Source organism: Campylobacter sp. P0109 (assembly GCF_002138755.1).
GTDB classification, from domain to species: Bacteria; Campylobacterota; Campylobacteria; order Campylobacterales; family Campylobacteraceae; genus Campylobacter; species Campylobacter devanensis.
The window spans coordinates 1-627 of record NZ_MJKK01000021.1 but is presented as its reverse complement, the minus strand read 5'-3'; the positions used below and the strand labels follow the sequence as shown (position 1 = coordinate 627).

Here is a 627-nt window from a genome sequence, read left to right as displayed (position 1 = left end):
GTTGGATCACCTCCTTTCTAGAGTACAAAGTGATAATCTCACAATTATCGCTTAAGAGGAGTCTCAATCACACTTGTTTAGGTTTGAGGGATTGATTTTTAAAAGTAGTTATTAAGGGCCTATAGCTCAGCTGGTTAGAGTGCACCCCTGATAAGGGTGAGGTCACAAGTTCAAGTCTTGTTAGGCCCACCATTATTCATTTTTATCCGTTTTTATTTTTCATATTAGCATATCATGTTTGTAATTCTCAAGATCTTTGTTATTTAAATTTTTTAAAATCTAATGTTGCTTGATTAAAATTTATAATTTCTATTTTTCAAATACTATATTCTTATATTTTTTGATTTACCTAAAATTGCTTCATTTTGTATTAAAATTTTTAATAATATTAAATTTTTAATTATTTAACTAGATTTTAGTACAAATTTTCAAAAAATTATAATATTTTTTGAAAATTGTTTTATATTTAAGCTTATTTTAATATTAATATTGTATAATTCCACTCACATTTCAAGTTAATCTTATTTAGCTTTGAAAAGTAAAGTTACTTAAATTACCATTGTTAAAAGTCACAATCAAGTTTTAATATTTAAAACAATTTTACAGGACTTGTTAGAGCTTTGAATT

1 tRNA gene is annotated in these 627 nt (G+C 24.4%); it reads left to right on the top strand.

Annotated features, from left to right (window positions below):
- Positions 1-115 precede the first annotated feature (115 nt).
- Positions 116-192: transfer RNA gene (locus CIGNP109_RS08290), tRNA-Ile, on the top strand.
- Positions 193-627: the final 435 nt, after the last annotated feature.